At 60.8% G+C, this 26764-nt stretch carries 27 protein-coding genes and 2 pseudogenes; 11 read left to right on the top strand and 18 right to left on the bottom strand.

Annotated features, from left to right (window positions below):
• Window positions 1–134 precede the first annotated feature (134 nt).
• Entirely contained in the window at window positions 135–986 is an 852-nt protein-coding gene (locus QK296_RS01315) for an SDR family oxidoreductase (protein ID WP_282390513.1), read from the top strand.
• A gap of 65 nt (window positions 987–1051) precedes the next feature.
• Here QK296_RS01315 and QK296_RS01310 read toward each other — a convergent pair whose 3' ends face one another.
• The 6 genes from QK296_RS01310 to QK296_RS01285 form a co-directional block, all read right to left on the bottom strand.
• The gene (locus QK296_RS01310; protein ID WP_282390512.1) at window positions 1052–1792 is read right to left on the bottom strand and encodes a hypothetical protein; all 741 of its coding nucleotides are present in this window, start codon (window positions 1790–1792) and stop codon (window positions 1052–1054) included.
• Window positions 1793–1848: 56 nt separating this feature from the next.
• Window positions 1849–2229 carry a RidA family protein gene (locus QK296_RS01305; RefSeq protein ID WP_282390511.1) on the bottom strand — a complete coding sequence of 127 codons (381 nt, stop codon included), beginning with the start codon at window positions 2227–2229 and terminating at the stop codon, window positions 1849–1851.
• Window positions 2230–2253: 24 nt separating this feature from the next.
• On the bottom strand, window positions 2254–4359 hold the full coding sequence (gene spoT, locus QK296_RS01300; RefSeq protein ID WP_003195510.1) for a bifunctional GTP diphosphokinase/guanosine-3',5'-bis pyrophosphate 3'-pyrophosphohydrolase: 2106 nt from the start codon (window positions 4357–4359) through the stop codon (window positions 2254–2256).
• Window positions 4360–4419: 60 nt separating this feature from the next.
• On the bottom strand, window positions 4420–4683 hold the full coding sequence (gene rpoZ, locus QK296_RS01295; RefSeq protein ID WP_003195508.1) for a DNA-directed RNA polymerase subunit omega: 264 nt from the start codon (window positions 4681–4683) through the stop codon (window positions 4420–4422).
• 167 nt (window positions 4684–4850) lie between these two features.
• Complete coding sequence (gene gmk / locus QK296_RS01290; protein ID WP_003195506.1) at window positions 4851–5471, bottom strand: guanylate kinase; 621 nt, start codon at window positions 5469–5471, stop codon at window positions 4851–4853.
• A gap of 10 nt (window positions 5472–5481) precedes the next feature.
• The gene (locus QK296_RS01285; protein WP_003195504.1) at window positions 5482–6345 is read right to left on the bottom strand and encodes a YicC/YloC family endoribonuclease; all 864 of its coding nucleotides are present in this window, start codon (window positions 6343–6345) and stop codon (window positions 5482–5484) included.
• A 286-nt stretch (window positions 6346–6631) separates the two neighbouring features.
• Between QK296_RS01285 and rph the strand changes: the two genes are divergently transcribed.
• Complete coding sequence (gene rph, locus QK296_RS01280) at window positions 6632–7354, top strand: ribonuclease PH (protein ID WP_003195497.1); 723 nt, start codon at window positions 6632–6634, stop codon at window positions 7352–7354.
• Between the two features lie 22 nt (window positions 7355–7376).
• Window positions 7377–7745: a DUF4870 domain-containing protein gene (locus QK296_RS01275; RefSeq protein WP_032894534.1), complete on the top strand. Its 369-nt coding sequence runs from the start codon at window positions 7377–7379 to the stop codon at window positions 7743–7745.
• Window positions 7746–7804: 59 nt separating this feature from the next.
• Here QK296_RS01275 and QK296_RS01270 read toward each other — a convergent pair whose 3' ends face one another.
• Complete coding sequence (locus QK296_RS01270; RefSeq protein WP_003195493.1) at window positions 7805–8584, bottom strand: exodeoxyribonuclease III; 780 nt, start codon at window positions 8582–8584, stop codon at window positions 7805–7807.
• A gap of 82 nt (window positions 8585–8666) precedes the next feature.
• Here QK296_RS01270 and pyrE point away from each other — a divergent pair, with 82 nt between their 5' ends.
• Window positions 8667–9311 (top strand): orotate phosphoribosyltransferase, encoded by a 645-nt coding sequence (gene pyrE, locus QK296_RS01265; protein ID WP_003195489.1) that lies wholly within the window; start codon window positions 8667–8669, stop codon window positions 9309–9311.
• Window positions 9312–9477: 166 nt separating this feature from the next.
• On the opposite strand, the gene argB is transcribed toward pyrE, so the two are convergent.
• The 4 genes and pseudogenes from argB to coaBC form a co-directional block, all read right to left on the bottom strand.
• Window positions 9478–10383 carry an acetylglutamate kinase gene (gene argB / locus QK296_RS01260; RefSeq protein WP_003195487.1) on the bottom strand — a complete coding sequence of 302 codons (906 nt, stop codon included), beginning with the start codon at window positions 10381–10383 and terminating at the stop codon, window positions 9478–9480.
• 20 nt (window positions 10384–10403) lie between these two features.
• A pseudogene (locus QK296_RS01255) lies at window positions 10404–11816 on the bottom strand (phosphomannomutase/phosphoglucomutase); the annotation flags it as partial.
• Between the two features lie 248 nt (window positions 11817–12064).
• Window positions 12065–12520, bottom strand: a complete 456-nt coding sequence (gene dut / locus QK296_RS01250; RefSeq protein WP_003195482.1) for a dUTP diphosphatase — start codon at window positions 12518–12520, stop codon at window positions 12065–12067.
• A 5-nt stretch (window positions 12521–12525) separates the two neighbouring features.
• A complete protein-coding gene (gene coaBC, locus QK296_RS01245; RefSeq protein WP_282390510.1) occupies window positions 12526–13734 on the bottom strand; it encodes a bifunctional phosphopantothenoylcysteine decarboxylase/phosphopantothenate--cysteine ligase CoaBC in 1209 nt (402 codons plus the stop codon).
• A 142-nt stretch (window positions 13735–13876) separates the two neighbouring features.
• Here coaBC and radC point away from each other — a divergent pair, with 142 nt between their 5' ends.
• Complete coding sequence (gene radC / locus QK296_RS01240; protein WP_003195479.1) at window positions 13877–14551, top strand: DNA repair protein RadC; 675 nt, start codon at window positions 13877–13879, stop codon at window positions 14549–14551.
• 16 nt (window positions 14552–14567) lie between these two features.
• Here radC and QK296_RS01235 read toward each other — a convergent pair.
• Together QK296_RS01235 and QK296_RS01230 are read right to left on the bottom strand one after the other, a co-directional pair.
• Window positions 14568–14642, bottom strand: a pseudogene (locus QK296_RS01235) (outer membrane lipoprotein carrier protein LolA); the annotation flags it as partial.
• A gap of 39 nt (window positions 14643–14681) precedes the next feature.
• Window positions 14682–16274, bottom strand: coding sequence for an ABC transporter substrate-binding protein (locus QK296_RS01230; protein ID WP_282390509.1), 1593 nt, complete (start codon window positions 16272–16274; stop codon window positions 14682–14684).
• A 457-nt stretch (window positions 16275–16731) separates the two neighbouring features.
• Between QK296_RS01230 and rpmB the strand changes: the two genes are divergently transcribed.
• Both rpmB and rpmG read left to right on the top strand, forming a co-directional pair.
• Complete coding sequence (gene rpmB, locus QK296_RS01225; protein ID WP_003176907.1) at window positions 16732–16965, top strand: 50S ribosomal protein L28; 234 nt, start codon at window positions 16732–16734, stop codon at window positions 16963–16965.
• An 11-nt stretch (window positions 16966–16976) separates the two neighbouring features.
• Window positions 16977–17132, top strand: coding sequence for a 50S ribosomal protein L33 (gene rpmG / locus QK296_RS01220; RefSeq protein WP_003176906.1), 156 nt, complete (start codon window positions 16977–16979; stop codon window positions 17130–17132).
• Between the two features lie 154 nt (window positions 17133–17286).
• Here rpmG and QK296_RS01215 read toward each other — a convergent pair whose 3' ends face one another.
• A complete protein-coding gene (locus tag QK296_RS01215; RefSeq protein ID WP_003195474.1) occupies window positions 17287–17649 on the bottom strand; it encodes a cupin domain-containing protein in 363 nt (120 codons plus the stop codon).
• A 230-nt stretch (window positions 17650–17879) separates the two neighbouring features.
• Here QK296_RS01215 and QK296_RS01210 point away from each other — a divergent pair, with 230 nt between their 5' ends.
• Together QK296_RS01210 and QK296_RS01205 are read left to right on the top strand one after the other, a co-directional pair.
• Window positions 17880–19373 carry an aldehyde dehydrogenase gene (locus QK296_RS01210; protein ID WP_003195472.1) on the top strand — a complete coding sequence of 498 codons (1494 nt, stop codon included), beginning with the start codon at window positions 17880–17882 and terminating at the stop codon, window positions 19371–19373.
• Between the two features lie 178 nt (window positions 19374–19551).
• A complete protein-coding gene (locus QK296_RS01205; RefSeq protein ID WP_034134058.1) occupies window positions 19552–20694 on the top strand; it encodes an MFS transporter in 1143 nt (380 codons plus the stop codon).
• 124 nt (window positions 20695–20818) lie between these two features.
• On the opposite strand, the gene QK296_RS01200 is transcribed toward QK296_RS01205, so the two are convergent.
• Together QK296_RS01200 and QK296_RS01195 are read right to left on the bottom strand one after the other, a co-directional pair.
• The gene (locus QK296_RS01200) at window positions 20819–22387 is read right to left on the bottom strand and encodes a phospholipase D family protein (protein WP_094774738.1); all 1569 of its coding nucleotides are present in this window, start codon (window positions 22385–22387) and stop codon (window positions 20819–20821) included.
• A gap of 61 nt (window positions 22388–22448) precedes the next feature.
• Window positions 22449–23873, bottom strand: coding sequence for a PLP-dependent aminotransferase family protein (locus QK296_RS01195; protein WP_003195467.1), 1425 nt, complete (start codon window positions 23871–23873; stop codon window positions 22449–22451).
• 166 nt (window positions 23874–24039) lie between these two features.
• Between QK296_RS01195 and QK296_RS01190 the strand changes: the two genes are divergently transcribed.
• Window positions 24040–24264 (top strand): DUF1127 domain-containing protein, encoded by a 225-nt coding sequence (locus QK296_RS01190; protein WP_034134056.1) that lies wholly within the window; start codon window positions 24040–24042, stop codon window positions 24262–24264.
• On the opposite strand, the gene QK296_RS01185 is transcribed toward QK296_RS01190, so the two are convergent.
• Entirely contained in the window at window positions 24265–25557 is a 1293-nt protein-coding gene (locus tag QK296_RS01185; RefSeq protein ID WP_003195463.1) for an FAD-binding oxidoreductase, read from the bottom strand.
• Window positions 25558–25672: 115 nt separating this feature from the next.
• Between QK296_RS01185 and QK296_RS01180 the strand changes: the two genes are divergently transcribed.
• Window positions 25673–26026, top strand: coding sequence for a YkgJ family cysteine cluster protein (locus QK296_RS01180; protein ID WP_003195461.1), 354 nt, complete (start codon window positions 25673–25675; stop codon window positions 26024–26026).
• A gap of 132 nt (window positions 26027–26158) precedes the next feature.
• Here the strand turns inward: QK296_RS01180 and QK296_RS01175 are convergent, their stop codons facing one another.
• Window positions 26159–26647, bottom strand: coding sequence for an Lrp/AsnC ligand binding domain-containing protein (locus QK296_RS01175; protein WP_003176896.1), 489 nt, complete (start codon window positions 26645–26647; stop codon window positions 26159–26161).
• Window positions 26648–26764: the final 117 nt, after the last annotated feature.

Genomic DNA, 26764 nt, shown 5'->3' with positions numbered 1-26764 from the left:
TCGAGGACAAATGGGCGGTTATTATTGCAAGTAATTCTTGTTAACTAAAGTGGCACTGTTACTTTATTTCGCTTTTTACTGGCCGTTGATCCACTCGCGCGGCTAATCTGCGCCTTTGAGAATGGAGTTTTGTGATGTCTGTGCCTTCTGTTGTGATTGCCGGTTGCGGTGATGTGGGTAGTCGGCTGGCTAGCCAATTGCTGGCCTCGGAATGGGAGGTTCACGGCCTGCGCCGCGATATTTCGCGCCTGCCCGACGGGGTGATCGGCATCGCCGGCGACCTGTTCAAAAAGGACTGCCCTGACACCTGGCCCATCGGCGGGGTGGATTACCTGGTGTACTGCGCCGCTGCCACTGACCACGACGAAGCCGGCTATCGCGCCGCCTACGTGCAAGGGTTGCTGCATGTGCTGGAGTGGCTGGAAGACTACGGCCAGACGCCCAAGCATTTGCTGTTTGTCTCCAGCAGCAGTGTGTATGGGCAGCAAAACGGCGAGTGGGTCGACGAAACGTCCGAGACGCAAGCGAAGGGCTATTCTGGGCAGGTGATGCTGGAGGCTGAACAGGTGGCGCTCAACAGCGGTATTCCAGCGACCATCGTGCGACTGACCGGGATTTACGGCCCGGGTCGTGAATGGCTGCTCACTCAGGTTCGCCAAGGCTATCGCGTAGCGGTTGACCCGCCGTTGTATGGCAACCGTATCCACGCCGATGACGCCGCGGGCCTGCTCGCCTTTTTGCTGCGGCATGTGGAAAAGGGCGGTTCGCTGGACAAGGTCTACATCGGCGTTGACGATGCGCCGGCACCACTGGCCGAGGTGGTGGCCTGGTTGCGCGAGTACCTGGGTGTGACCGAGTGGGCTGAAGATGCAAGTGTGCGCCGTGCTGGCAGCAAACAGTGCAATAATGCGCGTATCAAGGCGCTTGGCTGGATGCCGACATACCCGACTTACCGGGAAGGCTATGCGGCGATTCTGAAAGGCTGAAGCGCGGCAAAAAATGTGGGAGCAGGCAAGCCAGCTCCCACATTTGGATTTGTGTGAGGCTTTTATTACTTTTCAAGCAGCCATTGGCGCGGGCCTGGCGTAAACGAAGGCACTTCATCGGCCTGCGCGGTATTGATCGCCTGGAAGATCTCCAGTTGCTCACCCTTGCGCGCGAAGATCCAAGGGTTGCCCTGGCCGTTCAGTTGCAGCCAGATGCTGTCATAGCCGCCGCTCATGGAGGCGCAGTCGCCTGCCAGGCAGAGTGAATAACGATCAACCCCCGGCAGGCCGGCGACCTTGCCGTCAGCCTGGAACTGCACCGTGGCGCCGCTGCCGGTGCCGTCGCTGATCTTCCAGTCGCCGCCCATGTAGGCCGCGTAAAGTGCGCGTTCGAAGTTGGCGCCCAGTGGCGCGCCTTCTGGGGCCGGGTCTTGGGCGCGGGCAAACAGCTGCTCGGGCTCATTGTCGTTGGCCACTTGCAGCAGTTGCTTGCCTTTGCGTTTGAGTTCGGTGGCAGAGCTGCCATAGAAGTCCACGTTCCACGCGCCGGGTTTTTCACCCGACAACTTGCCTTCCGCCACTTCAAAACCGTTGTAGTAGCGCGCCTGCAAGGCCTTGGTGTTGACCTCCCACTCAAGGTTGGGGCCATAGGATTGCAGGGCTTCACGCAAAGGGCCGCCCTTGGCTGCCGCGTCGATGGCGGCCTGGTTGATCCAGGTGCCGCTCACATCCAGGTCGGCGGGGTTGCTGGCGCAGCCGCCGAGCAACAGGGCGAGCAACGAGGAGGCTACAAGCGCTTTGCGCATTACGAAATCCTTCTGAAACGAAGTCGGCGCAGCCTGTTGGGGCTGCGCCGGGTGTTTTACTCGATGACCAGAATGGCGTCCATCTCAACCTGTGCGCCCTTTGGCAAGGCGGCAACGCCGATGGCGGCGCGGGCTGGGTAAGGTTGTTCGAAGTACTTGCCCATGATCTCGTTGACCTTGGCGAAGTGGCTGAGGTCAGTGAGGAAGATGTTCAGCTTGACGATGTCCTTGAACGAACCGCCGGAAGCTTCAGCCACGGACTTGAGGTTTTCAAAGACCTGTACGGTCTGGGCTTCGAAGCCTTCAACCAGTTCCATGGTCTTTGGGTCCAGCGGGATCTGGCCGGACATGTAGACGGTGTTGCCCGCCTTGATCGCCTGGGAATAAGTGCCGATGGCAGCTGGAGCTTTATCGCTGGTGATAACTGTCTTGGTCATGAATGACTCCTTGTAATGGATCGGTTATGCACGCATGCGGGTGATGCGGATCACACCGGTCAAGGCGCGCAACTTTTTGATCACGCGGGCCAGGTGCACGCGGTCGTGCACGCTGACCACCAGTTGGACCACGCTGATGCGACCATCGCGTTCGTCCATGCTGATTTTCTCGATATTACCGTCGGCGGCGTTGACGCTGCTGGCCAGCAGGGCGATCAGGCCGCGCTGGTGTTCCAGCTCCACCCGCAGCTCGACGTTGAATTCGCCGGTGACATCCTTGGCCCACGAGAGCTGGATGCATTTTTCCGGGTTGTGGCGGATTTCGGTGATGTTGCGGCAGTTGTCCAGGTGCACCACCATGCCTTTGCCTGCGGACAAGTGGCCGACAATCGGGTCGCCCGGGATCGGCGTGCAACATTTGGCGTAGCTGAGCACCAGGCCCTCGGTGCCGCGAATCGCCAGCGGGCCTTCCGGGCTCGGCAGCTGTTCGCCTTCGCCCAGCAGGCGGCGCGCAACCACGTAGGCCATGCGGTTGCCCAGGCCGATGTCTTCCAGCAGGTCTTCGATGGTTTCCTGGCGGTACTCGTGGAGCATCGCTTGCACGCGCTCTTGCGGGATCTTGTCCAGGGCGCTGTCGAAGCCGTTGAGTACCTTGTTCAGCAGGCGTTCGCCCAGGCTGATGGACTCGGAGCGGCGCTGCAATTTCAGCGCGTGGCGAATATGCGTACGTGCCTTGCCGGTGACCACAAAGTTGAGCCAGGCCGGGTTCGGGCGAGCGCCCGGTGCGCTGACGATCTCCACCGTGGAACCGCTTTGCAGCGGTTCGGACAGCGGGGCCAGGCGCCGGTTGATGCGACAGGCGATGCAGCTGTTGCCGACATCGGTGTGCACTGCGTAGGCAAAGTCGACCGCCGTGGAGCCTTTAGGCAGCTCCATGATCCGACCTTTAGGCGTGAACACGTAGACCTCGTCCGGGAACAGGTCGATCTTCACGCTTTCGATAAATTCCAGGGAGTTGCCGGCACGTTGTTGCATTTCCAGCACGCCCTTGACCCATTGGCGCGCACGGGCATGGGTGCCTTTGGGCTGCTCGTCGCCGCTGGATTTGTACAGCCAGTGGGCGGCGATGCCGTTGTTGGCCATCTCTTCCATTTCGCGGGTGCGGATCTGGATCTCGATCGGCACGCCGTGCATGCCAAACAGGGTGGTATGCAGCGACTGGTAGCCGTTGGCCTTGGGAATTGCGATGTAATCCTTGAACCGGCCCGGCAGCGGCTTGTACAAATTATGTACAGCGCCCAGCACGCGGTAGCAGGTATCGACCTTGTCGACGATAATCCGGAACGCGTACACGTCCATGATCTCGTTGAAGGCCCGGCGCTTGCCGCGCATCTTCTTGTAGATGCCGTAAATGTGCTTTTGCCGACCGCTGACCTCGCCCTCGATCTCGTCGATCGCCAGGCAATGGCTCAGGGACTCTTCGATCTTGTTGACGATTTCCTTGCGGTTGCCCCGTGCGCGCTTGACCGCCTGATAGATGCGCGCCGAGCGCATGGGGTGCATGGCTTTAAAGCCAAGGTCTTCGAATTCGATACGAATGGCGTGCATGCCCAGCCGGTTGGCGATGGGCGCATAGATTTCCAGGGTTTCCTTGGCGATGCGCCGGCGTTTTTCGCCGGACAGCACTTCCAGCGTGCGCATGTTGTGCAGCCGGTCGGCCAGCTTGACCAGGATCACCCGAATGTCTCGGGCCATGGCCATGGCCATTTTCTGGAAGTTTTCCGCCTGGGCTTCGGCCTTGGTCTCGAAGTTCATCTGGGTCAGCTTGCTGACCCCGTCGACCAGTTCGGCCACGGTTTCGCCAAATTGCGCACTGAGCGCTTCCTTGGCAATGCCGGTGTCTTCGATCACGTCATGCAGCATCGCGGCCATCAGGCTCTGATGGTCCATGTGCATGTCGGCAAGAATATTAGCCACCGCAAGAGGATGGGTGACATACGCCTCGCCGCTACGGCGGCGTTGGCCGTCGTGGGCTTGTTCGGCGTAGAAATACGCTCGGCGAACCAGGTTGACCTGGTCGGCGCCGAGGTAGGCCGATAAGCGATCGGCGAGGGCGTCTATGCTCGGCAAAGTGTGAACTCCTGCCGATGGCTGTGACCCCGCGCCGTGCTACGTCGACCAGGCATAGGCTTAGACGTCCTCGTTGGACTCGCCTTCGAACGCTGCAAACAGCGGTTCGTCTTCAACGATTTCGGCGTTGGCGATGAACTCGTAGCTCATCAGGCCTTCAGCGATTTCACGCAGGGCTACAACGGTAGGCTTGTCGTTTTCCCACTGGACCAGGGGCTCTTTGCCGCCAGTGGCCAGTTGACGGGCACGCTTGGTAGAGAGCATGACCAGCTCAAAGCGGTTATCCACGTGTTCTAGGCAGTCTTCAACGGTTACGCGGGCCATGGTATTCCTCGGAGCGAATGCAAGATGCGCGCTGCCCGGTTGGGCGAGCGGACTGAGCAGTTTAAAAAATCACCAGCGTTTAGGGAAGCGCTGATTTTTGGCAGGCCTTCGCAAAACCGCTACAAGTGCCAATGTAAGGCCCTTGCAGCTGTTTTGGGAAGAGCCAATCAGCCGAGCAATTCGGCGAGTAATTTGCCGAAACGTTGCTGTTGGCGCTTTTGCTGCAGTTGGTTGGCGCGGAAAATCGCCTTCAAATCGTCCAGTGCGTGGGCAAAGTCATCATTGATGATCAGGTAGTCGTAGTCGACGTAGTGGCTCATTTCGCTGACGGCCTCACGCATGCGCCCCTCGATGATCTCGTCGCTGTCCTGGCCGCGGTTTGTCAGGCGCTGGTGCAGGGCTTGGAGCGAGGGCGGCAGGATGAAGATGGAGCGAGCCTTGGGCATCAGTTGGCGCACTTGTTCGGCGCCCTGCCAGTCGATTTCCAGGATCAGGTCGTGGCCTTCGTCCAGGGTCTGCTGCAGGTGGCTTTGCGAGGTGCCATAGAGATTGCCGAACACTTCGGCGCGCTCGAGGAAGTCACCGTGTTCGATCATCTTGACGAACTCGGTACGCTCGACGAAGTGATAGTGCACGCCGTCGACCTCGCCCGGGCGCATGGCGCGGGTGGTGTGGGAGACCGAAATGCGGATCTGCTCGTCGGCGTCGGTCAAGGCCTTGACCAGGCTGCTCTTGCCCGCGCCCGAAGGGGCGGAAATGATGTAAAGGGTGCCGGTGCTGTGGGTCATGGAGGGTGCCTTACTCAATATTCTGTACTTGTTCGCGCATTTGCTCGATCAACACTTTGAGGTTGACCGCCGCCGTGGTGCTGCGCGGGTCGAACGCCTTGGAGCCCAGTGTATTGGCTTCGCGGTTGAGTTCCTGCATCAGGAAGTCCAGGCGCCGACCGGCGGCACCGCCCGACTTGAGTACGCGGCGCACTTCAAGGATGTGGGTGCTCAGGCGGTCGAGTTCTTCGGCCACGTCGCTCTTCTGCGCGAGCAGGACCATTTCCTGTTCCAGGCGCGTCGGGTCGAGGTCGGCTTTCATGTCGGTAAAGCGGTCGAGGACCTTCTGGCGCTGGGTGGCGAGCATCTGCGGTACCAGTTCGCGCAGGGTCACCACGTCGGCTTCGATCGACGTCAGCCGCTCGTTGATCAGGCGCGCCAGCTCGGCGCCTTCGCGCTCGCGGCCGGCCTTGAGTTCCTTCAGGCCCTGGTTGAACAGGGCGAGGGCTTCGGCATTCAGGGCCTGCGGGTCGGCCGCGTCGGCCACCAGCACGCCGGGCCAGGCCAATACTTCCAGAGGGTTCAATGCGGCCGGCTGCTTGATCAGTCCAGCGATGGTTTCGGCCGCGGCCACCAGTTGGGCGGCGCGGTCGCGGTCAACCTGCAGCGGCTTGCCGGTGGTTTCTTCGGTAAAGCGCAAGGTGCATTCCAGCTTGCCACGGGAGATCCCCTGGCGCAGCGCTTCACGCACCGCTCCTTCGAGGTCGCGGAACGACTCTGGCAGGCGCAGGTGCGGCTCCAGGTAACGGCTGTTGACCGAGCGCAGTTCCCAGCTGAGGGTGCCTTGGGCCCCGGCTTTTTCGACACGGGCGAAGGCGGTCATGCTGTGCACCATGGAGGTACCTCGCGTTGGATAAATAGAAATTGACCAGGCCGACCTGTAGGAGCGAGCTGGCTGGCGAAGAACGCAAGGGCACCGCGTTGAATCAGGAAGGCCCCGTAATCGTTGACGTTTTTCGCGAGCAAGCTCGCTCCTACCGTCTGGAGGCGCAGGATTGTAGCGCAGTGGGAGGGGGCACCCAAACACGGGCATTAGTAACCGGATTTTTTAGAAGTGCCTCGAACCGGCTTGCGGCTCTATAATGCTCGGCAGTTTTTCGTCCTCAGTACAGGTATCCCCTATGAAACGTCCAAGTGGTCGCGCTGCCGATCAGCTCCGCTCGATCCGCATCACCCGCAACTACACCAAACACGCCGAGGGATCTGTACTGGTCGAGTTTGGCGATACCAAGGTCATCTGCACGGTCAGCGTCGAAAACGGCGTGCCGCGCTTCCTCAAGGGCCAGGGCCAGGGTTGGTTGACCGCTGAATATGGCATGCTGCCGCGCGCCACTGGCGAGCGTAACCAGCGTGAAGCCAGCCGTGGCAAGCAAGGCGGGCGCACCCTGGAAATCCAGCGCTTGATCGGTCGTTCCCTGCGTGCCGCTTTGGATATGTCCAAGCTGGGTGACGTCACCCTCTATGTTGACTGCGACGTGATCCAGGCTGACGGCGGTACCCGCACGGCATCCATTACCGGCGCCATGGTGGCCCTGGTTGACGCTTTGAAAGTGATCAAGAAGCGTGGCGGCCTGAAAGCGGGTGACCCGCTCAAGCAGATGATCGCCGCTGTGTCGGTTGGCATGTACCAGGGCGAGCCTGTGCTGGACCTGGACTACCTGGAAGACTCGGCCGCCGAGACCGACCTCAACGTGGTCATGACCAGCACCGGTGGTTTCATTGAAGTGCAGGGCACTGCCGAAGGCGCGCCATTCCAGCCGGCTGAGCTGAACGCCATGCTGGCCTTGGCCCAGAAGGGCATGACCGAAATTTTTGAATTGCAGAACGCCGCGCTGGCTGACTGAGCCGGCCCCAAGGAGAAGCGCCATGAATGACAGCCAGTTGCCGGTTCCGGCACCGTCCAAGGAAGTACGCCAGTGGGCAATGTTGTGTCATTTCGCGGCATTCCTGGGGTTGGTATTCCCCTTCGGCAGCTTGCTGGGGCCGTTGATCCTGTGGCAGTTCAAGAAGGACATGGACCCGCTCGTCGATGACCAGGGCAAGGAGGCGCTGAATTTCCAGATCACCGTGGCGATCGCCTGGCTGGTGTGCCTGCTGCTGGGCTTCGTGGTGGTCGGCTTCTTGCTGATGACCGTGCTGGTGATCGGGGCGTTGATACTCACGATCATCGCCGGTATCAAGGCCAACAAAGGCATTGCCTACCGGTATCCGTGGACCTGGCGCCTGGTCAAGTAACCGAGCGGCCACAAAAAAACCGACATCACTGTCGGTTTTTTTGTGCCTGGAGAATGACCTCAGATGGTCAATGTCCAGTCGTAGTCCACGATCAGCGGCGCGTGCTGCGAGAAGCGCGGCTGGCGCGGCAGGCGTGCACTGCGCACGAACCGGCGCAGGCCCGGGGTCAGCAGCTGGTAGTCGAAACGCCAGCCCAGGTTGAGCATCTCAGCCTGTTCGTTATCCGGCCACCAGCTGTACTGGTCGCCTTCGCGGCTGACTTCGCGCAGGGCATCGACATAGCCCATGTTGCCGACAATCTCGTCCATCCAGGCGCGTTCCGGCGCCAGGAAACCTGGGGATTGCTGGCTGTCGCGCCAGTTCTTGATATCCAGCTTCTGTTGCGCCACGTACAGCGAGCCACAATAAATGTACTCGCGACGTTTGCGTCGCTGTTTATCCAAGTAACGGGCGAAATCGTCCATTAGCTTGAATTTCTGGTTCAAGTCTTCATCGCCGTTCTGCCCGGAAGGAAGCAGCAAGGTCGCGATGCTGACCTTGTCGAAATCGGCTTGCAGGTAACGCCCGTAGCGGTCGGCTGTCTCGAAGCCGAGGCCGCTGATGACCGCCTTGGGTTGCAACCGCGAGTACAAAGCCACGCCACCTTGGGTGGGCACTTCGGCATCGCAGGCATAAAGGAAGTAGCCATCCAGTTGGAAGGCTGGGTCGTCCAGTTCAAAGGCGGAGGCACGGGTGTCCTGCAGGCAGATGACGTCGGCATTCTGTGCTTGCAGCCAACTGAGCAAACCACGCTCGACTGCAGCCTGAATACCATTAACGTTCACACTGATGATCCGCATAAATGGCCCCAAAAATCGCGTGCGTGTATGATACACGCCGTCCACCCAATTAGCTAAATCCGTGGTATCTGAGGCTTTTTTCATGCAGGCGTATCAGCGCGATTTCATTCGTTTTGCCATCGATCGCGGCGTTTTACGCTTCGGTGAGTTCACCCTCAAGTCCGGGCGCACCAGCCCGTACTTCTTCAATGCGGGCCTGTTCAATTCAGGTTCGGCCCTGGCTCAGCTGGGCCGTTTCTATGCGGCAGCCATCGTTGAGAGCGGTATTTCCTTCGACGTACTCTTTGGCCCGGCCTACAAGGGTATTCCCCTGGCTGCGGCGACGGCGGTCGCTCTGGCGGAGCATCACGGGCAGGACCTGCCGTGGTGTTTCAACCGTAAGGAAGCCAAGGCCCATGGTGAAGGCGGCAGCCTGGTTGGCGCACCGTTGACCGGCGATGTGCTGATCATCGATGACGTGATCACCGCGGGTACTGCGATCCGTGAAGTGATGCAGATCATTGCTTCCCAGGACGGCGCCAAGGCTGCCGGTGTGCTGATCGCCTTGAACCGCCAGGAGCGCGGCAACGGTGAGTTGTCGGCGATCCAGGAAGTGGAGCGCGATTTCGGCATTCCGGTGGTGAGCATCGTGTCGTTGAACCAGGTGTTGCAGTTCCTGGAAGATGACCCGCAGCTCAAGCAGCATTTGCCAGCTGTGCGTGCATACCGCGAGCAGTTCGGCGTCTGACACTGACCCCTGTGGGAGCAGGCTTGCCCGCGATAGCGGTGTGTCAGGCGGTGCATTTTTGAATGTACTGCCGTCATCGCAGGCAAGCCAGCTCCCACATTTGAACTGTGTACAAACAAAAGGCCCCGCTCAATTCAATTGAGCGGGGCCTTTTGCTTTGCGGCGATTAAGAACGCTTGCGGTTACTGATCAGCGTGCCCATACCGGTATCCGTGAAGATTTCCAGCAGCACCGCATTCGGCACGCGGCCATCAATGATCAGCGAGCTGCCGACGCCGCCTTGCACCGCTTCCAGCGCGCAGCGGATCTTGGGCAGCATGCCGCCGTAGATGGTGCCGTCGGCAATCAGGTCGTCCACCTGTTGGGTGGTCAAGCCGGTCAGTACCTTGCCTTCCTTGTCCATCAGGCCGGCGATGTTGGTCAGCAGCATCAGCTTTTCAGCCTTCAACGCTTCCGCCACTTTGCCCGCCACCAGGTCGGCGTTGATGTTGTACGACTCGCCATTGGCGCCCACGCCGATCGGCGCGATCACCGGGATGAAGTCACCCTTGACCAGCAGGTTGAGCAGGTCGGTGTTCACGCCCACCACTTCACCCACCTGGCCGATGTCGATGATTTCCGGCTGGGTCATTTCAGGTGTCTTGCGGGTAACGGTGAGCTTTTTCGCACGGATCAGCTCCGCATCCTTGCCGGTCAGGCCGATGGCGCTGCCGCCGTGGCGGTTGATCAGGTTGACGATGTCTTTGTTGACCTGGCCGCCGAGGACCATTTCCACCACGTCCATGGTTTGCGCGTCAGTGACACGCATGCCATCGATGAAGTGACTCTCGATCGACAAGCGCTTGAGCAGGTCGCCGATTTGCGGGCCGCCGCCGTGAACGACCACCGGGTTGATCCCCACGGCCTTCATCAGCACGATGTCGCGAGCAAAGCCGGTTTTCAGCTCGTCGCTTTCCATGGCATTGCCGCCGTACTTGATCACCAGCGTCTTGCCGACGTAGCGTCGAATATAAGGCAACGCTTCGGACAGGACCTTGGCGGTGTTGGCAGCGGCTTCGCGTTCGAGGGTCATTCAGGGCTCCGGGCAAAAAATCAGAACGGTAATTGGAGATCAGGGGCAACACGTTTCAACTGGGCGTGGAACACGTCCTTGATGCGCTGCAACTCCGCTTCGGTATCCGCCTCGAAACGCAGGACCAGCACCGGTGTGGTGTTGGACGCGCGAACCAGGCCCCAGCCTTTGGCGTAATCGACTCGCACACCATCAATGGTGGTCAGGTTGGCGCCTTCACCCCATTGCGCATCGTGCAATGCGTCAATGATGCTGAATTTGCTCTCCTCGGTCACATGGATATTGATCTCAGGCGTAGAAATATCATTCGGGAAGGTCTGAAACAGCTCTTGCGCCGTGGATTTCTCCTTGCTGAGGATCTCCAGCAGACGAGCGGCGCTGTAAATACCATCGTCAAACCCGAACCAGCGCTCCTTGAAGAACACGTGGCCGCTCATTTCGCCGGCCAACAGCGCGCCGGTTTCCTTCATTTTCTTTTTGATCAACGAGTGACCGGTCTTCCACATTAGCGGGCGACCACCGTATTCCTTGATCAATGGCGTGAGGCGGCGAGTGCATTTCACGTCGAAGATGATCTCGGCGTTGGGGTTGCGCGCCACTACGTCACGGGCAAACAGCATCAGCAGGCGGTCCGGAAACACGATCTCGCCGGTTTCGGTCACCACGCCTACACGGTCGCCGTCGCCATCGAAGGCCAGGCCGACGTCGGCGCCCACTTCCTTGACCTTGGCGATCAGGTCCACCAGGTTTTCCGGCTTGCCTGGGTCTGGGTGATGGTTGGGGAAGTTGCCGTCCACTTCGCAGAACAGTGGGATCACTTCGCAGTTCAGGGCTTCGAGCAGTTGCGGGGCAATCACGCCCGCTGCGCCGTTGCCGCAGTCCACCACGACTTTCAGGCGGCGGGCGAGCTTGACGTCGCGGGTGATTTCATCGGAGTAGCGCTGGAGGATATCGACCTTGGTGATGCTGCCGGTGCCGCTGGTCAAGTCGTTGGTCTTCAGGCGGGTGTGCAGGGCCTGGATCTGTTCATTGGCCAGGGTGTCGCCAGCGATGACGATCTTGAAGCCGTTGTAGTCCGACGGATTGTGGCTGCCGGTAAGCATGACCCCGGATTTGCCCGCCAGTACGTTGGCGGCGTAGTACAGCGCGGGGGTTGGTACCAGACCGACGTCGCTGACGTGGCAGCCGCTGTCAGCCAGGCCCTGGATCAGTTGCTCGACCAACTCCGGGCCGGACAAGCGGCCGTCACGGCCTACCGAAACGTTGGGTTCGCCCTGGGCCAGGCTCTGGGAGCCGATGGCGCGGCCGATCCAGTAGGCGGTTTCGGCGGTCAGGGTCTTGGGGACCACGCCACGGATGTCATAGGCGCGAAAAATGCTGTCGGGAAAGGTCGGGGCTACGCGGGCTGCGGTACTCATCGCGGGGGAAACTCCATCTGAAAGGGGGCAAGGCTGGCCTGATGTGGCTGGCCGGCAGGCTCAAACTGAAGGGTATGACGGCGTTTTCGGCAGAGAGTTCGTGGTGTAAAAATGCCATCGGCGCTCTGGCTTTAGCATTATTTTTACGTAGTCCTTTGATTTCATTAGAGAAATCTCGATGATTATTTCCGCGCATTCTTCATCCTGAAAAGCCGGGCGGTGGCGCGTGGCCGGACGATGGCGTCCGGCCACGTTCAGCTTAGTCAGTGACTGCCGGAATGCCCAAAACCGCCTGCGCCGCGTTGGGTTTCGTCAAATTCCTGCACCAATTCAAAATGCGCCTGCACCACCGGCACCAGAACCAGTTGGGCGATGCGCTCGCCGATGGCGATGTTGAAAGCAGTCTGGCCACGGTTCCAGCACGACACCATCAACTCGCCCTGGTAGTCCGAATCGATCAGGCCGACCAGGTTGCCGAGCACGATGCCATGTTTGTGGCCCAGGCCGGAGCGCGGCAGGATCAGCGCCGCCAAGCCAGGATCGCCGACATAGATCGACAGGCCGGTGGGAATCAGGATGGTCTGGCCCGGCTCAAGGACGGTGTCCTCCTTGAGCATGGCGCGCAGGTCCAGGCCGGCGGAGCCCGGCGTGGCGTAGGCCGGCAGGGGGAACTCGTTGCCGAGGCGTGGATCGAGGATCTTGGCTTGCAAAGCGTGCATGGAGATTAAACCTGGTTCAGCCGTTGGGCGATAAAAGAGATCAGTTGGCGGGCAATCTTGCCCTTGCTGGTCTGGGCGAAAAGGGTGGCGTGCAGTTCGCGGTCGATCACGCTGCACGCATTTTCCTCGCTGTTGAAGCCGATGCTCGGGTTGGCGACATCATTGGCAACGATCAGGTCGAGGTTTTTGTCTTTCAGTTTGCGTGCGGCGTAGTCCAGCAGGTGCTCGGTCTCGGCAGCGAAGCCGACGCTGAACGGGCGGTCTGGACGGGTAGCGATGGTGGCCAGGATGTCTGGGTTACGCACCATTTGCAGGAGCAGGCCGTCGCCGCTCGTAGGGTCTTTCTTGAGCTTCTGCGGGGCGACGACCTCCGGGCGGTAATCCGCAACCGCTGCCGAGGCGATAAACAGGTCGCAGGGGATGGCGGCTTCGCAGGCCGCCAACATGTCCCGAGCGCTGACTACGTCGATTCGCGTGACGCGATCAGGGGTGGGCAGATGCACGGGACCGGTGATCAGTGTGACGCGTGCGCCTGCTTCGACCGCAGCTTCTGCCAACGCGAAGCCCATTTTTCCTGAGCTATGGTTGGTGATGTAGCGCACCGGGTCGATGTTTTCCTGGGTTGGGCCGGCGGTGATCAGCACGTGCTTGCCGGTCAGGGCCAGGTGCTGGAAGCACTCGGCGGCGCACTGCGCGAGGTCCGTGGCTTCGAGCATGCGGCCCAGGCCGACGTCGCCGCAGGCCTGGCTGCCGGACGCCGGGCCGAACACCTTGAGGCCACGGGTTTGCAGGAGTTGGGTATTGGCCTGGGTGGCCGGGTCGCGCCACATGGCCTGGTTCATGGCCGGTGCGATAGCGACGGTGGCGTCGGTGGCCAATACCAGGGTGGTGAGCAGGTCATCGGCAATGCCCTGGGCCAGACGGGCGATCAGGTCGGCGGTGGCCGGGGCGATCAGCACCAGGTCGGCCCATTTGGCCAGTTCGATATGGCCCATGGCGGCTTCTGCTGCCGGGTCCAGCAGGTCGAGGTGAACCGGGTGGCCGGACAGGGCCTGCATGGTCAGCGGGGTGATGAACTCGCTACCACCACGGGTCATGACCACGCGCACTTCGGCGCCCAGGTCCAGGAGCCTGCGAACCAACTCTGCGCTCTTGTAGGCGGCAATGCCGCCGCCGACGCCGAGAACGATGCGTTTCCGATACAGACGCTGCATTGGTTTGCCTTTCCAGTTCAGTGATGCCAGTTCAGTGACGCCTGCGATGACCCCTCCCCAGGTGAAATCGCCGGCAAAAAAGAGGGCCCTACGATAACACAGCGCCCGCCGGGCAACAGCGGAGCAGATACAGGGAGGTGGGATGAGTATTCGTGATTGGCCCGTGGCGGAGCGTCCGCGGGAGAAGCTGTTGGAAGGCGGCGCGGCAAGCCTGTCCGATGCCGAACTGTTGGCGATCTTTTTGCGTACGGGGGTTGCCGGCCGAAGTGCGGTCGACCTGGCGCGCCATCTGTTGGCGCAATTCGGTGGCCTGCGCCCGTTACTGGAGGCCAGCCAGACGCTGTTTAGCCAGCATCTGGGGCTGGGCCCGGCGAAGTTCGCTCAACTGCAGGCGGTGCTGGAAATGTCCCGGCGCCACCTGGCAGAGCGCTTGCGGGCTGACTCGGTGCTGGAAAGCCCGCTGGCCGTGCGCGAGTACCTCAAGGCACTGCTGCGCCATGAGCCCCATGAGATCTTCGGTTGCCTGTTCCTGGATTCCAAGCATCGGGTGCTGGGGTTCGAGGCCATGTTCCAAGGCACCATCGACGCTGCGATTGTCTATCCGCGACAAGTGGTCAAGCGCGCCTTGGCGTACAACGCGGCGGCGTTGATCCTGTGTCACAACCACCCGTCGGGGAGCGCGGAGCCCAGCGCGGCTGATCGAAAATTGACCAAATTGCTGCAAAAGGCGCTGGATGTGGTGGATGTGCGTGTGCTGGACCACATCATCGTGGGCGATGGTGATCCGTTGTCGATGGCTGAATACGGTTGGCTGTAATAACCCCGCCTCTGTCTGTAGGAGCGAGCTTGCTCGCGAAAAACCTGAGAACCCCGCGGGGCGTCAGGCTTGCCGCGTCATCGTTGTCGATTTTCGCGAGCGAGCTCGCTCCTACAGGTGGGAGTGTTCCTTAGGGTTTGAGGCTGACCTTCGAGTAATCCTGGCGCCCGAAAGGGCTTACCTGGTACCCCTCGATGTTCTTGCGGGTCAAGGCAAACGCCGTCGGATGCGCCAACGGCAACCACAGCGCCTGTTGCTGGATCTGCGCCTGAGCCTGCTGATACAGCTTGCTGCGCACGCCTTGCTCGCTGGTGGTTTTGCCGGCACTGATCAACTTATCCAGAGTGGGGTCGCAATAGCGGGCGAAGTTGGTGCCGGACTTTACCGCGGCACAGGAGAACTGCGGCGTCAGGAAGTTATCCGGGTCGCCGTTGTCGCCGGCCCAGCCCATGAACAGCAAGTCGTGCTCGCCGGCCTTGGCGCGGCGGATCAACTCGCCCCATTCGATCACGCGAATCTCGGCCTGGATGCCAACCTTGGCCAGGTCAGCCTGCAACAGTTGGGCGCCGAGGTTCGGGTTGGGGTTGAGCAGGCTGCCGGTAGGGCGGGTCCATATCGTGGTCTTGAAGCCGTCCTTGAGCCCGGCGCGGCCCAGCAGCGCCTTGGCTTTGGCGAGGTCCTGCGGGTAGCCTGGCAACTCTTTGGCATAGCTCCAGGTATTCGGCGGGTAGACACCGTTGGCCGCTTCGGCGGTGCCTTCGAACACGGCCTTGAGGTAGCTGCCCTTATCAAAGGCCAGGTTGATTGCCTGGCGTACTTCGGGCTTGTCCAGCGGCGGGTGCTGGCTGTTGATGGCGACGAATGCGGTCATGAACGCAGCGGTTTTCTCGACTTTGAGTGCTGGGTCCTTTTCGGCTTCGCCCACATCCAGAGGCTTGGGCGACAGGGCGATCTGGCATTCATCGCGGTGCAGCTTCTGCAGGCGTACGTTGGCGTCCGGGGTGATGGCGAAAATCAGGTTATCCACCGCCGGTTTGCCGGCGAAGTAGTCCGGGTTGGCCTTGTAGCGCACCACGGCGTCTTTCTGGAAACGCACGAACACAAACGGGCCGGTGCCGATGGGCTGGCTGTTGAGCTTTTCGGGTGTACCGGCCTTGAGCAGTTTGTCGGCATATTCGGCCGGGTAGATCGAGGCAAAACCCATGCTCAGCGCCGGTAGGAAGGTGGAGTCGGCGTGGTCGAGGGTAAAGCGCACGGTCAGCGGGTCAAGGGCGTCGATTTTCTTGACCAATGTAGGCAATTGCAGGGATTGGGCGTGAGGAAAGCCGCTATGGGCGATCTTGTGCCACGGGTTGGCCGGGTCGAGCATGCGCTCGAAGCTGAAGCGCACGTCTTCGGCGGTCAGGGTGCGGCTTGGGCTGAAATAGCTGGTGCGATGGAATTTCACATCGGGATGCAGCTTGAAGGTGTACGTGAGCCCATCGGGCGACACTTCCCAACTGTCTGCAAGGCTGGGTACCAACTTGCCACTGGCCGCGTCGAATTCCACCAGGCGGTTCATCAGCACATCGGCCGAGGCGTTGGTGGTGGTCAGCGAATTGTACTGCACCACATCGAACCCTTCGGGGCTGGCCTCGGTGCAAACGCTCAAATTGGTGGCCGCAACGGCCATCGGCGCAATAAAGAGAGGGGCAAGCAATAGCGGTAGGGCAGCGAGGCGCATATTCGGTTTCCTGTGCAGATCGAAGGCCCATCTGCGAGTGCAGTCTGGAAAAAGCCTACCGTAGAGGTCTGATTGATAAATGACTAGCCCATTTTTGCCTGTGCTTTTGGCGCAAATGCTGTTTTGATGGCGCCTGCGCGTGTTGCGCCGTGCACTTCCCTGTGACCGCAGGCGTTGTAAATCATTCTGTGCGACGAGCGGTCGGCTGTTACAGCGGCCCCTCCTGGCAGCGGTTCAGGCACTTGTGGCCAAGATTTACGCTGCTAAAAATACACAGGTTGTTGTTGCACTGGGGTCTTTCTGGTATAAAGCAGCGCTCTTTTCTAGGGGCCCGGTTCCTTCACTGTAGGTGTAGCCGGTAAGACCCTAAAGAAACGCGGCGCCTGGCGCCAAATGACTGAGAGATTAAGCGGCCAACCCATGCCGGGTTGGGCATGTGGTTTTAGAGGGCTGAGGCATGTCGAGAGTCTGTCAAGTTACCGGTAAGGGTCCGGTGACTGGGAATAACATTTCCCACGCAAATAACAAAACCCGTCGTCGTTTCCTGCCGAACCTGCAGCATCACCGCTTCTGGGTTGAAGAAGAGAAACGTTTTGTTCGCCTGCGTGTATCTGCTAAAGGCATGCGTATTATCGACAAGCGTGGCATCACTGTCGTGCTGGCCGAAATCCGTGCCGCTGGCAAGATCTAAGGAGCTCTATCATGCGTGAATTGATTCGAATGATCTCTAGCGCCGGTACTGGTCACTTCTACACTACCGACAAGAACAAGCGTACTACCCCGGACAAGCTCGAAAAGAAAATGTTCGACCCGCGCGTTCGCAAGCACGTGATCTACAAAGAAGGCAAAATCAAGTAATTGATTTTCTTCCTTGTGAAAAAAAGCCCGTATCTCACGATGCGGGCTTTTTTTTGCCTGGGATGATCGTTCCCACGCTCTGCTGATCGTTCCCACGCTCTGCGTGGGAATGCCGTCTCGGACGCTCAGCGTCCCGTTGTCGATCAATCAATGATCAGGCTTTCTCTTCGAACACCACGTAGATCTTGCGGCACGCTTCCAGCACTTCCCAGGTACCGCTGAAGCCGGCAGGGATCACAAAGCGGTCGCCGGCCCGCAGGGTCTTGGCATTTCCCTCGGTATCGCGCAACACCGACACGCCTTGCACGATCTCGCAGTATTCATGCTCGGTGTAGTTGACCTTCCACTGGCCCACTTCACCTTCCCAGACGCCGGCGTTCATCTGGCCGCATGGGCTGTTGTAGTGGTTGTAGAGTGTCTGCTCGGGATCGCCCTTGAGGATTTTCTCGGCGGCAGGGCGGTAACGTTCGGGGGCGGTGTTGGCTTGGCTGAAATCGACGATGTCCTGGATGCTCATGTGCATTTCCCGTCTGGCCTGCGGTTGGAGAGCCCAAAGTCTATGTTTATTAAAATGAACATCGCAAGGGCGTTTGCCGCCGTTATGTCAAATATATTGAAACATCCCCAGCCGCTGGTTTAGGGTGGCAGCTGCCTTGAGCCGAACAGCAGGCTGGTCGGGCAAGCATTTGTGATGGCGCCGGGATAAACCTCCCAGGCCCTTGTATTCAATAAGAGGAGGACACTCGCATGACCACCCTGACCCGTGCCGACTGGGAACAACGCGCCAAGGCTCTGAAGATCGAAGGCCGCGCCTATATCAATGGCGAGTACACCGCCGCCGTTTCCGGCGACACCTTCGAATGCATCAGCCCGGTGGATGGGCGCTTGCTGGCCACTGTCGCTAGCTGTGATGCCAGCGACGCCCAGCGCGCCGTGGAAAATGCGCGTGCCACTTTCAATTCCGGCGTGTGGTCGCGCCTGGCGCCGGCCAAGCGCAAGTCCGTCATGATCCGTTTCGCCGCGCTGCTCAAGGCCAATGCCGAAGAGCTGGCGCTGCTCGAAACCCTGGACATGGGCAAGCCCATCAGCGATTCCCTGAACATCGACGTCCCCGGCGCGGCGCAAGCCCTGAGCTGGAGCGGCGAGGCGATCGACAAGATCTACGACGAAGTCGCCGCCACGCCCCACGATCAACTGGGCCTGGTGACCCGCGAGCCCGTGGGTGTCGTTGGCGCCATCGTGCCGTGGAACTTCCCGCTGATGATGGCCTGCTGGAAACTCGGCCCAGCGCTGTCCACCGGTAACTCTGTCATCCTGAAGCCGTCCGAAAAATCCCCGCTGACTGCCATCCGCATTGCCGCGCTGGCCGTAGAGGCCGGTATTCCTAAAGGCGTGTTCAACGTGCTGCCTGGCTATGGCCACACCGTGGGTAACGCCCTGGCGGTGCATATGGATGTTGATACCCTGGTGTTCACGGGCTCCACCAAGATCGCCAAGCAACTGTTGATCCGCTCCGGTGAGTCGAACATGAAGCGTGTCTGGCTGGAAGCCGGTGGCAAAAGCCCGAACATCGTGTTTGCCGATGCGCCGAACCTGCAAGCGGCCGCCGAATCCGCCGCCAGTGCCATTGCCTTCAACCAGGGCGAAGTCTGCACCGCCGGTTCGCGCCTGCTGGTCGAGCGTTCGATCAAGGACACCTTCCTGCCGCTGGTGATCGAAGCCCTCAAGGGTTGGAAACCCGGCAATCCACTGGACCCAGCCACCACTGTGGGTGCCTTGGTGGATACGCAGCAGATGAATACCGTGCTTTCGTACATTGAAGCCGGCCACGCCGACGGCGCCAAGCTGGTCGCAGGTGGCAAGCGCACCCTGGAAGAGTCCGGCGGCACCTACGTCGAGCCGACGATTTTCGACGGCGTGACCAATGCCATGAAGATCGCCCAGGAAGAGATCTTTGGCCCAGTCCTGTCGGTGATCACCTTCGACAGCGCTGAAGAAGCCATCGCCATCGCCAACGACACCCAATACGGCCTGGCCGCAGCGGTGTGGACGGCGGATATCTCCAAGGCGCACCTGACGGCCAAGGCTCTGCGTGCCGGCAGCGTGTGGGTTAACCAGTACGACGGCGGCGACATGACCGCACCGTTCGGTGGTTTCAAGCAGTCGGGTAATGGCCGCGACAAGTCACTGCATGCATTCGATAAGTACACCGAGCTGAAAGCGACCTGGATCAAGCTCTAAGCAACACTGCTGATCCTCCTGTAGGAGCGAGCTTGTGTGGGAGCTGGCTTGCCTGCGATAGCATCTCCGAGGTGTGGCTGACACACCGAGGCGTCTGCATCGCAGGCAAGCCAGCTCCCGCACAGGTCCGCTCCTACAGTTCGTTTTGCAAACCAGAATTATCCACAGGAGCGTGGCAATGCGTTGGGCGACTTATTTCGCCGTGCTGGCCTCGGTACTCAGCGTTGGCTTGGCCCTGGGTGTCAGCATGCCGTTGGTGTCCCTGCGTCTTGAAGGCTGGGGGTATGGCAGTTTCGCCATTGGCGTGATGGCGGCGATGCCGGCGTTCGGCGTGCTGCTGGGGGCCAAGGTCTCCAGCCGTATGGCGTCCTGGCTCGGCACTGCCAACCTGATGCGCCTGTGCCTGTGGGCCGGTGCGGTGTCCATCGGCTTGCTGGCGATCCTGCCCAGTTACCCGGTGTGGCTGGTGCTCAGGCTGATGATCGGGGTGATCCTGACCATCGTCTTCATCCTTGGCGAAAGCTGGATCAACCAATTGGTGGTCGAGCAATGGCGTGGCCGCCTGGTGGCGCTGTATGGCTGCAGCTATGCCTTGAGCCAGCTGTCGGGGCCGTTGCTGCTGGGCCTGATTGGCACCGACCATGACTACGGTTTCTGGGTCGGCGCGGGCCTTTTGGTGGTGGCGCCGCTGCTGTTGCTGGGACGTACCGGGGCACCGACGGCGGATTCGTTCAGCGTGACGTTTGGCGACCTGTGGCGCTTTTGCCTGGGCCTGCCGGCGATTGCCTGGGCCGTGGCGTTGTTCGCAGCCTTCGAAGCGATGATCCTGACGTTGTTGCCGGTGTACTGCCTGCAACAGGGTTTTACCGCCGAGATCGCCTTGGCGATGGTCAGTACGGTGGTGGTGGGCGATGCGTTGCTGCAATTGCCTATTGGCGCGTTGGCCGACTACCTGCCGCGACGGACCTTGTTCCTGGCCTGTGCGCTGCTGTTGCTGGCGTCGAGCCTGGCGGTGCCGTTATTGATGCACACGTTGCTGATCTGGCCGGTGTGGGTGCTGTTCGGCGCCAGTGCCGGCGGTTTGTTTACCTTGTCGCTGATTTTGATTGGCGAGCGCTACCGCGACGATGCGTTGGTGCGTGCCAACGCTCACGTGGCGCAGCTGTGGGGCATTGGCTGCCTGATCGGGCCGCTGGTGGCAGGAGCGGGCAGCCAGTGGATCAGCGGGCATGCGCTGCCGCTGCTGATGGCGGCCGGGGCGTTGGGGTTGGTAGTGCTGTTGCTGCGCCAGGGGGCATTCGGCGCCGCGCAGCCGGCCTGATCTCGAAATGCAACCCATTGTAGGAGCGAGCTTGCTCGCGAAAAACGCCAACGATAACGCAGCGCATCTGGTTTAACGCGGCGCCCTCCGGTTTTTCGCGAGCAAGCTCGCTCCTACAGGGGTTTTAGAGCATGCGTTCCAGGCCAACACTGGTGGCGAACCAGGCGTTGAACCGCCGCCACCAACTGCCCGGTTCGCGGGTCAAGGTGTGCATCTGGCCGTTGTCTTCTGTCACCCACACCACCTGGCCGTCTTGCAATTTGGCCTCATAGCTCAACGCTGGCGCCATACCTTCCAGCGCCAGGTTGCGTACGTGTTCGGCCAGTTCGGGGCTGTCCACCAGTACGCCGACTTCGGTGTTCCACAGCACTGAGCGCGGGTCGAAATTGAATGAGCCGATGAACGACTTTTCTCGATCAAAAATCATCGCCTTGCTGTGCAGGCTCGAGTCCGAGCCGCGCCAGCTGCCATGCTGAAACAGATGCGGGCCGCTGCTTGCGCTGGGGTCGCCGGGTTGCCTGCGCAGTTCATAGAGCTTCACCCCGTGCTCCAGCAACGCTTTGCGATACGGTGCGTAACCGCCATGCACAGCCGGCACGTCGGTGGCTTCGAGGGCGTTGGTCAGCAGGCGCACCGAAACACCCGCATCGGCGCGCCCTGTGAGGTAGACCAGCCCAGGTTGGCCCGGCACGAAGTAAGCCGAAATCATGATCAGCTCATGGCTGACCCCCGCCAGCTCTGGCGCCAGCTGAGTGGTCAGCAGCAGTCGTGGGTCGGGGTCGGCCTTGGCCAGTACCTTGCTCGGTGCGTCCCACAGCGCCTGGTTCCAGGCCCAGATCAACTCGCGGCGCCAGATGTCCATGCGGGGCTGGGTCTGGTACGTGCGCAGGCGGTTATACAGCGCGTGGTTCTGCTGGCGGGACTGGGCCAGTGAGGCCTCAAGGCGCCCACGGGCGACGGCGAGGTCGACTTTGGAGGGTTTGTTCGAGACGAAGTCATCGATTGGCTTGCTCAGGGCGCTGTTCCAGTACTGGTCGAAGCTGTGACCCAATTGCTCGGCCACCGGCCCCACGCTGAGCATGTCGATGTCGGTGAAATTCAGGCTCGGTTCGGCGTCGAAATACTCGTCGCCCAGGTTGCGCCCGCCCACGATGGCCACGCTGTTATCGGCCAGCCACAGTTTGTTATGCATGCGCCGGTGTTGCAGTGACAGGTTGAATACCCGGCCCATGGCGCGCGTAACGCCGGTGCTGCGCCCCAGGTGCAAGGGGTTGAACAGGCGTATCTGCACCTTGGGATGGGCGGCGAGGGTGGCGATGATCTGGTCGAGGCCATCGCTAGTGGTGTCGTCCAGCAGAATGCGCACGCGCACCCCGCGGTCGGCGGCCTTGAGCAGTTCGTCCACAAGCATGCGTGTGCTGATGCCGTCGTGCACGATGTAGTACTGCAAGTCGAGGCTGGTCTGGGCGTTGCGGATCAACTCGGCGCGCGCCATGAAGGCTTCACTGCTGTTGGGCAGCAACCGGAAGCCCGAGCGCCCTTGGTAGGGGGCGGCCTGGGCCTGGATCGAGCGACCGAACGAGGAGTCCTTCGCCGGCAGGGCATCGCTGGGGATGCGCGGGGTGTCGACCGTGGCACAGCCGCCCAGGGCCAGGGCGCCTAGCAGGCAAAACGGTAAAAGCCGTCGAATCATCAAGGAAACTGCTTCCAGGTCAGGGCGGTTGTGGCATATGACGGCAATTGCTCGGGAAAGGTCAGTCCGCCGTCTCTTCCAGCATCTTGCCTGCGGCCGCCCCCACCTTGCGCACGGCCTCTTCAATCTGCGCCGTTGGCTTGGCAGCGTAGTTCATGCGCAAGCAATTACGGTATTTGCCGGAGGCAGAAAAAATACTGCCTACCGCCACCTGTACGCCTTGTTCTACCAGCACGCGGTTGAGCTTCAAGGTGTCGAACCCTTCAGGCAGTTCGATCCACAGCATGAAGCTGCCCTGGGGCCGGCTGGCGCGCGTGCCAGCGGGGAAATAGCGGCTGACCCAATCAAGCATCAAGTCGCGATTACGTTGGTATTGGGTGCGCATCCTGCGTAAATGCGGCTCGAAATGCCCGCCTTTGAGGAATTCGGCAATGGCGATCTGCGGCTGTGTGGCCGTAGAGCCGGTGCTGATGTATTTCATGTGCAGCACCCGTTCCAGGTAGCGTCCCGGTGCGACCCAACCAATGCGCAGGCCGGGCGCCAGGGTTTTGGAGAACGAGCTGCACAGCAGCACACGGCCGTCTTCATCGAAGGATTTGATGGTGCGCGGGCGTGGGTAGCTGTAGGCCAGTTCGCCATACACATCGTCTTCGATAATCGCCACGTCAAAGCGCTGGGCCAGGGTCAGCAAGGCGCGTTTGCGCGCTTCCGGCATGATGTAGCCCAAGGGGTTGTTGCAGTTTGGGGTGAGCTGGATGACTTTGATCGGCCACTGTTCCAGCGCCAGTTCCAGGGCTTCGAGGCTGATGCCAGTGAGCGGGTCGGTGGGGATTTCCAGGGCTTTCATGCCCAGGCCCTTGAGGGTCTGCATGGCGCCGTGGAAGCTGGGCGAATCCACCGCAACGATATCGCCGGGCTCACAGATGGCGTGAATGCTGGCGGAGAGGGCTTCGTGGCAACCGGTGGTGATCACGATGTCTTCGGCGCTCAGTTGGCAACCGGAGTCCAATGACAGCCGGGCGATTTGCTCACGCAACTCCATACAGCCAAGGATATTGTCGTAATACAGCCCCGGCAGGTCTTGGCGGCGGCTGACACGGGCGAGGCTACGCAGCAACGGCTTCAAGGTGGGCGACAATACATCCGGCATGCCGCGGCCCATCTGTATGACGTCTTTGCGCGGCACCGCACGAATCAGTTCCAGCACCAGGTCCCACTGGGAGATTTCCACTGGGCGTTGGGCCGGGCGGCCTATCTCGGGCAGCGCCGGCAGTTCACGGCCCACCGGAACAAAATAGCCTGACTTGGGCTTGGGCATCGCCAGGCCGTTGTCTTCGAGCAACCGATATGCCTGCTGCACGGTGCTCAGGCTTACCCCATGTTCCACACTCAAGGCCCGCACCGAGGGCAGTCGATCGCCCGGACGATAAAAGCCCTGTTCAATGCGGGTGCCGAGCAATTCGGCGAGGTTGACGTAAAGGGTCATGGTGCTCGCTCCCGAGGGACCAGTACAGATAGAGGGAAAATACAGGATTCAGCCACGCAGCGGCAGTCTCTGTATGGGTTTAATAAAAGTTGGCTGAATCTGTCATGGTTCTGGCCGCCCACGCATGCTGATCACTCAAGGCAACGGGCCAATGAGGGGCAGTCAAATGAGCGGCATGAGCGATGTACGGCTGGCGTTACGCAGTCAGGAACTGGAAGCGGGGCAGGAGCCGGTGCTCACTGCCCCTGCGCCTGGCCGCTGGAGTCTGTTCTGGCGCCGTCGTCATACGCGCAAGGCCCTGCTGGACCTGAGCCGCGAGCAGTTACGCGACATCGGGCTGACCGCCGAGCAGGCGCGCCGTGAGGGTTTGAAACCCTTCTGGCGCGATTGATCAGAGCAGTTCTTTGAGGCGGTGCCACAGCATTCCCAGGGCCAGCAGCGGCGAACGCAGGTGTTTGCCGCCGGGGAAGGTGATGTGTGGCACTTGGGCGAACAGATCGAAGCGCCCCTGTTGCTGGCCGCTGATGGCCTCGGCCAACAGCTTGCCCGCCAGGTGCGTGGCGTTGAGGCCATGGCCGGCATAGGCCTGGGCGTAATACACGTTGGGTTGATCGGCCAGGCGGCCAATCTGCGGCAGGCGGTTGGCGCCGATGCCGATCATGCCGCCCCACTGGTAGTCGATCTTCACGTCGGCCAGTTGCGGGAATACCTGCAACATTTTCGGTCGCATATAGGCGCCGATATCCTTGGGGTCGCGTCCGGAATAGTGGCAGGCGCCGCCGAACAACAGGCGATGGTCGGCGGACAGGCGGAAGTAATCCACCGTCACGCGTTGGTCACACACGGCCATGTTCTGCGGCAACAGGCTGGTGGCTTGTGCTTCGCTCAAGGGCTCCGTGGCAATGATGTAGCTGCCGGCGGGCAGCACCTTGCCGCTCAGTTGCGGGTTGAGTCCGTTCAGGTAGGCGTTGCAGGCCAGTACCAGGGTCTTGGCGCGCACTGTGCCTTGGGCGGTATGCACCTTGACCTCAGGGCCGTAGTCGATGCGGGTCACTTGGGATTGCTCGTACAGCGCCACGCCCAACTGCTGGGCAACGGCGGCCTCACCCAGTGCCAGGTTCAGCGGGTGCAGGTGGCCGGAACCCATGTCGATCATGCCGCCTACGTAGCGATCGGAGCCGATGACCGTGCCCATCTCGCTGGCTTGCAACAGGCGCACTTCGTGGCGGTAACCCAGGCTGTGCAGCTCTTCGGCATCCTCGGCCAGGCCCTGCAGGTCGCGGGGTTTGTTGGCCAGGTCGCAGTAGCCCCAGGTCAGGTCACAGGGGATCTGGAAGCGCTCCACACGCTCGCGCACGATCTCCACGGCTTCCAGGCCCATCAGCTTCATCTGGCGCACGCCGTCGCTGCCGATCACCTGGGTGAACTGATCCAGCCCGTGGCCGACCCCGCGAATCAACTGGCCGCCATTGCGCCCGCTGGCACCCCAGCCGATCTTGCGCGCTTCCAGCAACACCACGCGAAAGCCGCGCTCGGCCAATTCCAGGGCGGTGTTAAGACCGGAGAAACCCCCGCCGATCACACAGACATCGGCGTTTACCTCACCCGTCAACGTCGGGTAATCCGGTTGCGGCACGCTGCTGGCGGCGTAGTAGGAAGCGGTGTGCCGGGCGCTGGCGGTCATGGGGAACCTCCCTGTCTGGAAAATTTGACGCAGGATACAGTGGTCGCACGACGCTGTCTGCGCGGGGCGTTTTGCGTCAGAATCCACGTCTATTTGCCGTTCGGTATGGGTTTCGATGAGTTGCAACAGTCAGAAAATCAGCGCGCTGCGTCGCCAGATTCCATCGTTTGAGTGCGTCCCCGGTTGCCACGACTGCTGCGGGCCGGTGACCACTTCACCCGAAGAAATGTCGCGCCTGCCGCGCAAGACCGCCGCCGAGCAAGAGGCGGCGATGGACGAGCTGAACTGCGTGCACCTGGGACCCAAGGGCTGCACGGTGTATGACGAGCGGCCGCTGATCTGTCGCCTGTTCGGCACCACCAAGACCTTGCCGTGCCCTAATGGTCGCCGGCCGGTCGAGCTGATTCATCCGCGGGTGGAGAAGCAGATTCATGAGTACATGGCGAGCACCCGGCAGGTGTTGGTCTAGCGGATGTACTCGGTTAAAACTGTGGGAGCTGGCTTGCCTGCGATAGCGGTGGGTCAGCTAGCACCTATGCCTCTGAGCCGACGCTATCGCAGGCAAGCCAGCTCCCACAGTTGACCGTGTTGTGTCAGTGAGTCAGTCCGGGATCGGCAGGTTCAGGCTCTCCTTCACCTCTTCCATCACGATATAGCTCTTGGACTCGCGCACATGGGGGAGTTTGAGCAGGATATCGCCCAGCAATTTGCGATACGACGCCATCTCGGAAATCCGCGCTTTCACCAGGTAGTCGAAATCCCCCGACACCAGATGGCACTCCAGCACATGGGGCAGTTTCAGCACGGCCCGGCGAAATTCTTCAAAGGTGTCACCCGACTTGTAATCCAGGCTGATCTCGACAAATACCAGCAAACTTCCCTTCAAATGCTGGGGATTGAGCCGTGCGTTGTAGCCCATGATGATCCCTTCGCGCTCCAGGCGCCGCACGCGCTCGGTGCAGGGCGTGGTGGACAGCCCGACCTTTTCCCCCAGCTCCGTGAACGAGATGCGCCCGTCGGTTTGCAGGATGCGCAGGATATTGCGGTCGATCTTGTCCAGCTCCCGCTTGGTCTGGGTGTTGGTACGCATAGGGGATACGCCTCTGTCAAAAGGGTTTTTGCCAAGAATTGTCGCCAAATATAGGCATTTATATAGTGAAATGCACTGCCGATTGTTTTTTACACTGCGCTCATCATTGCTCGAATA

It is taken from the genome of Pseudomonas sp. AL10 (assembly GCF_029960685.1).
In the GTDB taxonomy this organism is placed as follows: domain Bacteria; phylum Pseudomonadota; class Gammaproteobacteria; order Pseudomonadales; family Pseudomonadaceae; genus Aquipseudomonas; species Aquipseudomonas lactis.
Note: the sequence above shows the minus strand (reverse complement) of the source record. Positions and strands in the feature narration are given on the sequence as shown.